The organism is Pseudomonas sp. UBA6323 (genome assembly GCF_002439135.1).
Lineage (GTDB): Bacteria > Pseudomonadota > Gammaproteobacteria > Pseudomonadales > Pseudomonadaceae > Aquipseudomonas.
In genome coordinates, this window is the sequence record NZ_DJSX01000082.1 from 1 (window position 1) to 10,747 (window position 10,747).

A 10,747-nucleotide genomic window follows, 5' to 3' on the forward strand; every position below is an offset into this window, starting at 1 on the left:
CCGGTAGCGCTGCTGCTCGAAGCTCCGATCCCTGATTTCGCCGAGGCGGTTGAAGAACACCGCCCTGGCCAGGGAGTTGCGCGCCTCGCCCTTGTTCAGTCCGGCATGCACGCGGCGACGTAGCTCTACGCTTTGCAGCCAGTCGAGGATGAACAGTGTGCGCTCAATCCGGCCCAGTTCGCGCAAGGCCACGGCCAGACCGTTCTGGCGCGGGTAGCTGCCGAGCTTGCGCAGCATCAGCGAGGCAGTGACGGTGCCCTGCTTGATCGAGCTGGCCAGGCGCAGGATGTCGTCCCAGTGGGCGCGGACATGCTTGATGTTCAGGGTGCCGCCAACCATTGGGCGCAATGTCGGGTAGTCCTGGACGCTATTCGGAACATACAGCTTGGTTTCGCCGAGGTCGCGGATGCGCGGTGCGAAGCGGAAGCCCAGCAGGTGCATCAGGGCGAAGACGTGATCGGTGAAGCCAGCCGTGTCGGTGTAGTGCTCCTCAATCCGTAGGTCGGACTCGTGGTACAGCAAGCCGTCAAGCACATAGGTGGAATCGCGCACGCCGACATTCACCACGCGGGTGCTGAACGGTGCGTACTGGTCGGAAATATGGGTGTAGAACAGCCGCCCCGGCTCGCTGCCGTACTTCGGGTTGACGTGCCCGGTGCTTTCACCCCGCCCGCCCGCCCAGAAGCGCTGGCCATCGGAAGAAGAGGTCGTTCCGTCGCCCCAGTGAGCGGCGAAGGTATGACGGTACTGGTGGTTGACCAGCTCGGCTAGGGCCGCCGAGTAGGTTTCGTCTCGGATGTGCCAGGCTTGCAGCCAGGATAGCTTGGCGTAGGTCAGGCCGGGGCTCGACTCGGCCATCTTGGTCAGCCCGAGGTTGATCGCATCGCCCAGGATCGCTGACAGCAGCAATGTCCGGTCTTTGGCCTCGGCACCGTCCTTCAGGTGGGTGAAGTGGCGGCTGAAGCCCGTCCAGTCGTCCACGTCCATCAGCAGTTCGGTGATCTTGATGCGCGGCAGCAACTGGCTGGTCTGGTCGATCAGCGCCTGCGCGGTATTGGGCACCGCGGAATCCAGTGGGGTGATCTTCAGCCCCGACTCGGTGAGGATGGCATCGGGCAGCTCGTTGTCCTTGGCCAGGCGGGTGACGGTGGCCAGCTGCTCGTCCAGTAGCTGCAAGCGCTCTTCCAGGTACTGGTTGCTGTTCGGGTTGATCGCCAGGGGCAGAGCCTGCGCATGCTTGAGCGCGGCGAACCTCTCTGCCGGCAGCAGGTAGTCGTCAAAGTCGCGGAACTGCCGCGAGCCCTTGACCCAGATGTCGCCGGATCGCAGCGCGTTCTTCAGCTCGGACAGGGCGCAGATTTCGTAAAAGCGCCGGTCGAGGCCTTCCGGGGTTATCACTAGCGGCTTCCAGCGCGGCTTGATGAAGGCGGTGGGCGCATCGGCCGGCATCTTGCGCAGGTTGTCGGCGTTCATCTCGCGCAGGGCCTGCACGGCCGCCAGCACGCCTTGCGCAGCCGGGGCGGCGCGCAGTTCCAGCACCTCCAACAAGGCCGGCGTATAGCGGCGCAGGGTGGCGAAGTTCTCGCCAACCAGGTGCAGATGGTCGAAGCCCTCCGGCCGGGCCAGCAGCTCGGCCTCGCTGACGCTCTCGGTGAACTCGTCCCAGGGAATCACCGCCTCGATGGCGGCGTAGGGATCGCTGCCGCTTTCCTTGGCCTCCAGCAGGGCCTGGCCGATCTTGGAGTACAGGCGCACCTTGTCGTTGATCGCCTTGCCTTGCTTCTGGAACTGCTGCTGATGCTTGTTCTTGGCGCTGCTAAACAGCTTGACCAGGATGCGGTCGTGCAGATCGACCAGCTCATCAATCACGGTCGCCGTACTCTCCAGCACCACGGCGGCCAGGGTCGCGTAGCGCCGCTGCGGCTCGAACTTACCGAGGTCTTTGGGCGTCATCTGCCCACCCTCGCGGGCCAGCTTGAGCAGGCGGTTCTGGTGGATGTGCCGGCCCAGAGCTTCGGGCAAATCCACCAGCTGAAATGTCTTCAGCCGCTCGATGTGTTCGAGCATGTGCCGGGAGTTCGGTTTTAGTGGGGCCTGCCGCAACCAGGTCAACCAGGTGATGCTGCTGCCGGCCTTGAGCTTCAACAGCTCGTCCAGCTTGGCCCGATGCGAGTCCGTGAGTGGTTCGACGAGGGCGCGGTAGACCCGGCGATTGGCCCGCGCAATGGCTTCCGAGCAGGCCCGGTCAATCACGCTCAGCGCCGGCAGGATGCGCCGCTTCTGCCGCAGACTCTCCAGCGCCTGGCCGGCCAGCAGCAAACCCTTATCGGTCTGCTGGGCCAACTCGGTCAGCTCGCGCACCAGGGCGCGGAAGTCGGACAGGCCGAACGGGGCCAGTTGTAGGTAGGTGCGCAGTTCCTGGGCGTGCTCGCGGCGAGTCACGTCGCGTTCGCCGTACTTCGCCCAGCTCGCCGGGTCGGCCTGAACTTGCTTGGCCACCCACTGGATGACCGGCTCGGGCAGCTCACTGTCAGTACCCAGTGCGTAGCCGGGGTAGCGCAGCAGGCAGAGCTGCACCGCAAAGCCCAGGCGGTTGGCGTCGCCGCGCCGCTGGCGGATCAGCGACAGGTCGGAGTCGTTGAAGGTGTAGTAGCGGATCAGGTCATCCTGGCTTTCTGGCAGCGCAAGCAAGGTGTCTCGCTCAGTGGCCGAGAGAATCGAGCGACGCGGCATGGTTCAGTCGTCCGTGCGAAGGTACTGGTAGAGGGTTTCACGGCTGATGCCGAACTCGCGGGCGAGCTGAGCCTTCGGCTCGCCCGCAGCGGCCCGCTGCCGCAACGTGATGGCTTGCTCGTCGGAGAGGGCTTTCTTGCGGCCCCGGTAGGCACCGCGCTGCTTGGCCAGGGCGATGCCCTCGCGCTGCCGCTCGCGGATCAGGGCGCGCTCGAACTCGGCAAAGGCACCCATGACCGACAACATGAGGTTGGCCATGGGAGAGTCCTCGCCGGTGAACACCAACCCCTCCTTCAAGAACTCGATGCGTACACCGCGCTTGGTCAGCTTTTGCACCAGACGGCGCAGATCGTCGAGGTTGCGCGCCAGGCGATCCATGCTGTGCACCACCACGGTATCGCCTTCGCGGACGAATCCGAGCATAGCCTCCAGTTGCGGGCGCTGGGTGTCCTTGCCTGAGGCCTTGTCGGTGAACAGCTTGCCGATCTCGACCTGCTCAAGTTGGCGTTCCGGGTTCTGGTCATAACTGCTGACTCGGACGTAACCGATGCGTTGTCCCTGCAAGATGCCTCCATAGGCTGGATGGGCGGTAGGGCTTACGTTGGTTTTTGGTTCCATTGCGCCCGAAGCCTTGAATTTGTCAGGCTGAAATCTATGACCTTGGCAAGCATGTGTCAAAGAATGTGAAAGCGGACTCTATTCTCACGGCGCGGTGCGGCCTTGCCTGACATCCAGTTAGGGTATAGCTCAGGCTGACATCCAAACAGGACACCCTAGTCGGTGATGACTCGCAGAAATTGCCCTCTTCCTGTAGAATGTCGCGGCCATTGAGTTACCAAAGACACTCGATAAGACCTCATGCTCACCCTGCAAAATATGATCTGGCTGCCTACGCCGCCATAGCGCTTCGCCCCCCGCATCATCTGTGACTGCTTGCTCCGCCAGCGGTCGCGCTCTGCTGTGCTTTCGGTTTTAACACCCGCCACAGCCCCCCTACATCCGACAATTTGACCTCGTATCGACCAGCTGCACATGGCTTGCGCCATGCTGTGCTGCGCGATCCATTGCCTTGGGAATTCTGATGCTCCACTCGTTAAAGCAAACCTGGTTATCCAACATCCGTGGCGACATCCTCGCCGGTCTTGTGGTCGCCCTGGCCCTCATCCCTGAAGCCATCGCCTTCTCGATCATCGCGGGTGTCGACCCCAAGGTCGGCCTGTACGCCTCTTTCTGTATCGCCGTAGTGATCGCCTTTGTCGGTGGCCGCCCCGGCATGATCTCGGCCGCAACCGGAGCCATGGCACTGCTGATGGTGACCCTGGTCAAGAACCACGGTCTTGAATATCTGCTGGCCGCCACGCTGCTATGTGGCGTGTTACAGATCGCTGCTGGCTACCTGAAGCTCGGCTCACTGATGCGCTTCGTCTCGCGCTCGGTGGTGACCGGCTTCGTCAATGCCCTAGCGATTCTGATCTTTATGGCTCAACTGCCCGAGCTGACCAATGTCACCTGGCACGTCTACGCCATGACAGCCGCAGGCCTCGGCATCATCTATCTGTTCCCCTATATCCCCAAGATCGGCAAGCTCATCCCATCGCCGCTGGTGTGCATCATCGTGCTGACCGCCGTTGCCATGTCGGTTGGGCTGGATATCCGCACGGTCGGTGATATGGGTCAACTGCCGGATACGCTGCCAATCTTTCTCTGGCCTGACGTACCGCTGACGTTCGAGACGTTGGCCATCATCTTCCCTTACTCGGCAGCGCTGGCCGTGGTCGGTCTGCTGGAGTCGATGATGACCGCAACCATTGTCGACGACCTGACCGACACCCCCAGTGACAAGAACCGCGAGTGCAAGGGCCAGGGCGTGGCCAACATTGCTTCGGGTCTGATCGGCGGTATGGCCGGCTGCGCGATGATTGGTCAGTCGATCATCAACGTGAAATCTGGCGGTCGTTCTCGCTTGTCGTCCCTTGCCGCAGGCGTATTCCTGCTGCTGATGGTGGTATTCCTTGGCGATTGGCTAAAGCAGATCCCGATGGCTGCGCTGGTGGCAGTGATGATCATGGTGTCCATCGGCACTTTCAGTTGGGATTCGCTGCGCAACCTGAAGAAGCACCCGCTGTCGACCAACATTGTCATGGTCGTCACCGTTGTGGTCGTGGTGGCCACCCACAACCTTGCCTTCGGCGTGTTGGCCGGCGTGCTGCTGGCCGCGATGTTCTTCGCCAACAAGGTTGGCCATTACATGGCGATCAGCTCTTCGCTGGACGAAGCCGGCGAGCATCGTAGCTATAACGTCACCGGCCAGGTGTTCTTCAGCTCGGCTGACAAGTTCGTCGCTGCCTTTGACTTCAAGGAAGCCCTGAACAAGGTAACCATCGACCTGAATCGCGCCCACTTCTGGGATATCACCGCCGTAGCTGCCCTGGACAAGGTGGTTATCAAGTTCCGCCGCGAAGGCACCGAAGTTGAAGTGCTGGGACTCAACGAAGCGAGCGCCACTATTGTGGATCGCTTCGGTGTTCACGATAAACCCGACGCCATTGATCAACTCATGGGCCACTAAGAAGGAGAACAACGATGACCCAAGTAATTGCCTGTATAGACGGTTCCTCCTCGGCTCCAGCCGTATGCGACTACGCGGCCTGGGCCAGTCTGAGCCTGGAAGCCCCGCTGACCTTCCTGCATGTGCTGGATCAGCGCCAGTACCCGGTTGCGGCAGACCTGAGTGGCAATATCGGCCTTGGCAGCCGCGAGCATCTGCTCGATGAGCTTGCTTCCCTGGATGAACAGCGCGGTAAGTTGGCCCTGGAGCAGGGGCGGATCATGTTAGCGGCCGCGAAAGAGCGGGCCATGACGGATGGTGTGACCGCGCCGGAGTCCAAGCAGCGTCATGGCGATCTGCTGGAAAGCCTGCAAGAGCTGCAAACCGAAACGCGCCTGCTGGTCATCGGTCGCCAGGGCGAGTCTAGTGGCGGTCTGAGTCAGCATGTCGGAAGCCAGCTGGAGAGCGTGATCCGTATCATGCACCGGCCAATCCTTGTCACCCCAGCCAGCTTCCAAAAGCCCAAGAGCGCGATGCTGGCATTCGATGGCGGCGCTACCACCCGCAAGGGTGTGGAGATGCTGGCAGCCAGCCCGCTGCTGAAGGGGCTGCCGGTCCACCTGGTCATGGTTGGGCCCGTGAGCGATGAAGCGTCCGCTCAGCTGGACTGGGCGCAGAAAGTGCTGATCAACGCCGGCTTCACTGTTCGTGCCGAGACTCGGAGCGGAGAGATAGAGCCAACCCTGCACGCCTATCAGAAAGAGCATGGCATTGATCTGCTGGTGATGGGGGCCTATGGTCATTCCCGTATCCGGCAGTTCCTGGTCGGTAGCACCACGACCAGCATGCTCCGCACCACCACCAGTCCGCTGTTACTGCTGCGCTAATGGCCATGGACGACGCCCTCGATCTTGCCCATTTCAAGACCCTGCTGGAACAGCGGGCTGCCGAGCTGGATCGATTGCTGGAAGACGCTGAGTCTCGCTCGCAATCGGTAGAGTTGGATCAAAGCAAGGTAGGGCGTCTGTCGAGAATGGATGCACTCCAGCAGCAAGCAATGAACGATGCCATTCGCAGTCGGGCGCAGCATGAACGCGTCCGCCTCCAACTGGCCCTCAAGCGTTGGCGCGAGGGTGAGTATGGCTGGTGTAACCAATGCGGCGAGTTGATCGCCTCGGGCCGCCTGGAATTTGATCCGGCCACGCTGCTGTGCATCACCTGTGCGAGTCGCACAGAGTCGGGTTGAAACCATCACGGCTCGTGGCGTCAGCCCCAATTAACGAGGCTTCTAATGTATTTGATGGCTAAAAACTGGCTGGGCCGAACACGGAAAGCAAGCGCTTGGATGTGGGCACTGCTGTGCCTTGTGTTGCTTACCGTATTCCAAGTCCGCACCCATCACCTGGATGATCGTTTGTACTTCTGGATCAAGACCAATTGGCACACTGACGATTGGCAGGAGCGCTCTGTGTGGCTGCCTAGCTATCGGGTTGAGCTGGACGCTAAGGCGGTTTCCGGGGTGGACAACAATCTTTCGGGTCTGACCTTCGACCCTGACCTAAACCTGCTGTGGGCGGTCACCAACGGCCCAAACGAACTATTGGCCCTTAGTCGTGACGGTGATGTGGAAAGGCGCTATAGCCTGGACGGTTTCCACGATGTGGAGGCGGTGTCCTATGCCGGCAACGGCCAGCTGGTAATCGCCGAAGAGCGCCGGCAGAGCCTGGTTGTCGTGGATGTCCCCATCGCCGAAGACGGTAAACTTTCTCCTGCTCGACCATTGAGCCGAGACCAGTATCCAGCGCTGACCCTGACGCTTGGCAAGGAAGACAACAAAGGCCTTGAAGGGCTCGCCTACGACCTGAAAGGTGATCGCTTGTTTGTGACCAAGGAGCGTGACCCACGCCAATTGCTGGAAGTGAGCGGCCTTCGTGCCAGCCTGGCAGGAGGCTTTTCCCTGCACGTCCGCGACCTGTCCAGCCTGGTAAAAGACAAGGTGTTTGCGACTGACTTATCTTCGGTCGTCTTCGATCAACAGAGCGGCCATCTGATTCTGCTCAGCGACGAGTCGAAACTGCTGATCGAAATGACCGACGAGGGCAAGGTGGTGAGTTTCCGCTCCCTGGCGCGCGGTTTTGCCGGTTTGCTGAAGGGCATACCTCAAGCCGAAGGTGTAACCATCGACGATGAAGGGTATTTGTACGTGGTCAGCGAGCCGAACTTGTTCTATCGCTTTACCCGCGAGACAGATTGGACCAGTCAACAAGCTACAGTCAGGCGTGGCCGGGACGCTTGAACTGTTAGCGTACGATTTTTTCCGAATTCTGCGGGCTCCCCCATTACAGACGTTTGTTCCCAGCTCTTCGCATGAGGGCGATCGCAAGAGCGCCTTCTCGAATGCAGTCGCGCTTCAGTACGGCTTTTGCCAGCCTAGCGGGCTAGGTGGATTGACTGCTCTAGCACGAGCTTTATAGGGGTTTATAGTTAATTATAGAGCGATTATAAAATCCTATTTTGGACGTCCGATTTGTCCTGAAACTGGTGGACTGGTAGTTAAGAGCTGCGGTTCTGCTACCCCGCTCCGGTAGTTGCCTCTCACCATTTATAGGCGGAACTCAGGGATGAGGGTAGGCTGATATTGTCAATCTATGTTGTTCCAAGGTCGGTAATTTATTCGATGCGGCCATAGCCTTGTGTCAAACTATGTTACCGAAGTTGGCGACTAAGCCCTTGGTTTTTCTCAGTGTTTTCAAGGGGGCTTGTGTCAATCTATGTTGTTGCCGACCACCCGTCCAGATGGACGGGCTTTTGCGTTTCTATCACGCCGAAACGCCGCTCAGGTGCAGCTCTTCCGGGCGCAGCGTAAGCACACGAACGCCTTCGCGGGTGACCGCCACGGTGTGTTCGAATTGCGCGGAGAGTTGGCCGTCACAGGTCACCACCGTCCAGCCGTCGCGTAGGGTGCGAACGTCCGCCGTTCCCTGATTGAGCATGGGCTCGATGGTGAATGTCATGCCTTCGCGTAGCGTCAGGCCGGTGCCGGCTTTGCCCCAGTGCAGCACTTCCGGCGGCTCGTGCATTTCCCGGCCAATACCGTGGCCGCAGTAGTCGCGAACCACCGAATAGCCGTGGGCACGAGCGTGCCGTTCGATGGCGTGGCCGATATCGCCGAGGCGGGCGCCCGGCCTCACGGCTGCGATGCCCTTGCACATCGCTTCATACGTCACTCGGGTGAGCTGACGAGCCTGGTCCGACACCCTGCCGATCAGGTAGATCTTGCTCGAATCGGTGATGTAGCCGTTCTTTTCCAAGGTGATATCGAAATTCACCAGATCGCCGTCGCGCAGCATCTCGTTCGCGCTGGGTACCCCATGGCATACCACCTCGTTGCGCGACGTGTTCATGGCGTAGGCGAAACCATACTGCCCCTTGCTCGCCGGACGCGCCTTGAGTTCATCCACGATGTACTTATCCACAAGGTCGTTGACTTGCAGGGTCGACATGCCGAGCAGGTCCAGCCGGTCCAGATAGCCGAAAACGGACGCGAGCAATCTGCCGGACTCCGCCATCAGAGCGATCTGTTCGGGCGTCTTGCTCATGACGCGTCCGCCATACGCGGCGGTACCGCCACGCCGGCCGCGCGCAGCTCGGCGGCCATCACCTCATTGAAGCTCAGCGTCGGGTTCATCTCGCAGAGCATGCCGATGCGAATCCAGAAGCCTGCCTGGGCATTGATGGAGCGGCCCGAGACGCTGCTTGCCCGACGGATTTGGTCATGCAGCTCATCATCGATATTAACGATGCCCATAGCGGTTTCCTTTATATATTTCGTATATGAAGCATATATAAACACGGACGGGATTGTTCCACCAGCATCGGTAGCAGGACAAAGGCGACTCTCTCATCCTTTACACTAGAGCTGTCCGTCTGCCAGGAGTGCGCAAGCGGGCCCAAGCAAGGCTGGAACAGGAGAGCGGATGAAGCGCGCAGATGTAAAACGCAGAACGGCCGAGGGCGTTCTATTCGATACCCAGATCATGGCCAATCCGGCCAATACCGCCGAGTGGATCGTGTTTTTCAAGAAAGAGGCCGGCCGCAGCTTCTTTCTGGTGGATGAAACCGAGCAGGTAGAAACCTTTGCCAGCCTGGATGAAGTGATACCGGAGCTGCGGGTTCTGGGGATCAAGCGGGTCGAGGTGCAGCTCTGAGAAGTTGCACACAGTTGCCGTGGATCAACATGTGGATATCCTCGTGATACCTGGCTGTAGGCCTTATAAATTGAGGGCTTCAGTAACTTGTACAGAAACTGCTCGCTTACGCGCCCACTATCCACAGGGTATTTGGATAACAGGCTGGTTATCTTGTTGATAAGTATATGAGGGCCTTTTGTGGCAAGGCTTTCAGCGAACTGTACGCTTTATCGCCAGGCTCAATGGTTACCAGGGCGGTAAAGATGGCGATGATTGGCGTCATATAGCGCCGATTCTGCAAACGCACCGGGCTCGAGCACCCGCCCAACGAGGATCAGTGCCGTGCGGCGAAAGCCCTTGGCGGCAACTTTCTCTTCGATATCGGCCAGGGTGCCCAGCACCCAATCCTGATCCGGCCAACTCGCTCTGTGGATAACCGCGATGGGGCAGTCGGCACCGTAGTGCGGCAGCAGTTCACCGACGATGGCCGCTAACTGGCGAACACCGAGATGGATGGCCATGGTCGCGCGGTGTCGGGCCAGGTCATGCAGCTGTTCGCCCTCGGGCATCGGTGACGTAGTGCCGTAGCGGGTGAGGATCACCGTCTGGGCGATACCCGGTAGCGTCAGCTCGGATTCCAGCAGGGCCGCGCAGGCGGCGGTGGCGGTGACGCCGGGAATGATTTCGAAGGGAATGCCCAGGCCACGCAGTTCGCGAATCTGCTCGCCGATGGCGCCGTATAGCGAAGGGTCGCCGGAGTGTACGCGGGCCACATCCTGACCGCGCTTATGGGCCTGATGCAGGAGGTTGACGATTTCCCCAAGATTCAGCTCGGCGGTGTTCACCACCTGTTCGGCGCTGTGGCCTTGCAGCACGGCCTCGGGCACCAGCGAGCCGGCATAGAGGATCACCGGGCACTGGCGGATCAGCCGCTGGCCCTTGACGGTGATGAGGTCGGGATCGCCGGGACCGGCGCCGATGAAATGAACGGTCATGGGGTTTCCGCGGCCAGGGCGACAAGCAGTTCGGCGGCGCTGGCGAAGTCGCAAACGACGCAGGGCAGGGGGGGGCGGCGCAGGATCAGCACCGGCAGGCCCCGCTCGCGGGCCACCTGCAACTTGGGCTGGGTGGCGGCGCTGCCGCTGTTCTTGCTGATCAGCACATCGAAGTCGCCCGCGGCGAAGAGTGCGCGTTCGGCCTCCAGGGCGAAGGGGCCGCGGTCGGCGATGATCCGCGCCCGTGCGTGGCCGGGATGGGCGTCGAGCAGGCGCAGGGT

General features: G+C 60.6%; 11 protein-coding genes. 5 read left to right on the plus strand and 6 right to left on the minus strand.

Annotation, left to right across the window (positions count from 1 at the left end):
- Together B3P22_RS19810 and B3P22_RS19815 are read right to left on the minus strand one after the other, a co-directional pair.
- A partial coding sequence (locus B3P22_RS19810) for a Tn3 family transposase (RefSeq protein WP_296272272.1) occupies nt 1-2,733 on the minus strand: 2,733 nt, incomplete at its 3' end.
- 3 nt (nt 2,734-2,736) lie between these two features.
- Nucleotides 2,737-3,297 carry a recombinase family protein gene (locus B3P22_RS19815; RefSeq protein WP_034064682.1) on the minus strand — a complete coding sequence of 187 codons (561 nt, stop codon included), beginning with the start codon at nt 3,295-3,297 and terminating at the stop codon, nt 2,737-2,739.
- A gap of 517 nt (nt 3,298-3,814) precedes the next feature.
- Here B3P22_RS19815 and B3P22_RS19820 point away from each other — a divergent pair.
- The 4 genes from B3P22_RS19820 to B3P22_RS19835 are packed head-to-tail and all read left to right on the plus strand — an operon-like array spanning nt 3,815 to nt 7,577.
- Entirely contained in the window at nt 3,815-5,302 is a 1,488-nt protein-coding gene (locus B3P22_RS19820) for a SulP family inorganic anion transporter (protein WP_034023912.1), read from the plus strand.
- A 14-nt stretch (nt 5,303-5,316) separates the two neighbouring features.
- On the plus strand, nt 5,317-6,168 hold the full coding sequence (locus B3P22_RS19825; protein WP_034023913.1) for a universal stress protein: 852 nt from the start codon (nt 5,317-5,319) through the stop codon (nt 6,166-6,168).
- Nucleotides 6,168-6,527, plus strand: a complete 360-nt coding sequence (locus tag B3P22_RS19830) for a TraR/DksA family transcriptional regulator (RefSeq protein ID WP_046935726.1) — start codon at nt 6,168-6,170, stop codon at nt 6,525-6,527. The genes B3P22_RS19825 and B3P22_RS19830 overlap by 1 nt, the downstream gene beginning before the upstream one ends.
- A 45-nt stretch (nt 6,528-6,572) precedes the next feature.
- Entirely contained in the window at nt 6,573-7,577 is a 1,005-nt protein-coding gene (locus tag B3P22_RS19835) for an SdiA-regulated domain-containing protein (protein WP_296272273.1), read from the plus strand.
- A 523-nt stretch (nt 7,578-8,100) separates the two neighbouring features.
- Here the strand turns inward: B3P22_RS19835 and map are convergent.
- Both map and B3P22_RS19845 read right to left on the minus strand, forming a co-directional pair.
- A complete protein-coding gene (map, locus tag B3P22_RS19840; RefSeq protein ID WP_296272274.1) occupies nt 8,101-8,880 on the minus strand; it encodes a type I methionyl aminopeptidase in 780 nt (259 codons plus the stop codon).
- Nucleotides 8,877-9,089, minus strand: coding sequence for a ParD-like family protein (locus tag B3P22_RS19845; protein ID WP_003241364.1), 213 nt, complete (start codon nt 9,087-9,089; stop codon nt 8,877-8,879). The genes map and B3P22_RS19845 overlap by 4 nt, the downstream gene beginning before the upstream one ends.
- Before the next feature lie 169 nt (nt 9,090-9,258).
- Between B3P22_RS19845 and B3P22_RS19850 the strand changes: the two genes are divergently transcribed.
- On the plus strand, nt 9,259-9,489 hold the full coding sequence (locus tag B3P22_RS19850) for a hypothetical protein (protein WP_275546308.1): 231 nt from the start codon (nt 9,259-9,261) through the stop codon (nt 9,487-9,489).
- A gap of 221 nt (nt 9,490-9,710) precedes the next feature.
- Here B3P22_RS19850 and cobM read toward each other — a convergent pair whose 3' ends face one another.
- The gene (gene cobM, locus B3P22_RS19855; RefSeq protein WP_296272275.1) at nt 9,711-10,466 is read right to left on the minus strand and encodes a precorrin-4 C(11)-methyltransferase; all 756 of its coding nucleotides are present in this window, start codon (nt 10,464-10,466) and stop codon (nt 9,711-9,713) included.
- On the minus strand, nt 10,463-10,747 hold a 285-nt coding region (locus B3P22_RS19860; protein WP_296272276.1), incomplete at its 5' end, for a precorrin-6A/cobalt-precorrin-6A reductase. The genes B3P22_RS19860 and cobM, both read right to left, overlap by 4 nt.

What these genes read in the sequence shown, in the direction of transcription:
- B3P22_RS19820 (WP_034023912.1), top strand. Translation starts at nt 3,815, where the DNA reads ATGCTCCACTCGTTAAAGCAAACCTGGTTATCCAACATCCGTGGCGAC.
- B3P22_RS19825 (WP_034023913.1), top strand. Translation starts at nt 5,317, where the DNA reads ATGACCCAAGTAATTGCCTGTATAGACGGTTCCTCCTCGGCTCCAGCC.
- B3P22_RS19830 (WP_046935726.1), top strand. Translation starts at nt 6,168, where the DNA reads ATGGCCATGGACGACGCCCTCGATCTTGCCCATTTCAAGACCCTGCTG.
- B3P22_RS19835 (WP_296272273.1), top strand. Translation starts at nt 6,573, where the DNA reads ATGTATTTGATGGCTAAAAACTGGCTGGGCCGAACACGGAAAGCAAGC.
- map (WP_296272274.1), bottom strand. Translation starts at nt 8,880, where the DNA reads ATGAGCAAGACGCCCGAACAGATCGCTCTGATGGCGGAGTCCGGCAGA.
- B3P22_RS19845 (WP_003241364.1), bottom strand. Translation starts at nt 9,089, where the DNA reads ATGGGCATCGTTAATATCGATGATGAGCTGCATGACCAAATCCGTCGG.
- B3P22_RS19850 (WP_275546308.1), top strand. Translation starts at nt 9,259, where the DNA reads ATGAAGCGCGCAGATGTAAAACGCAGAACGGCCGAGGGCGTTCTATTC.
- cobM (WP_296272275.1), bottom strand. Translation starts at nt 10,466, where the DNA reads ATGACCGTTCATTTCATCGGCGCCGGTCCCGGCGATCCCGACCTCATC.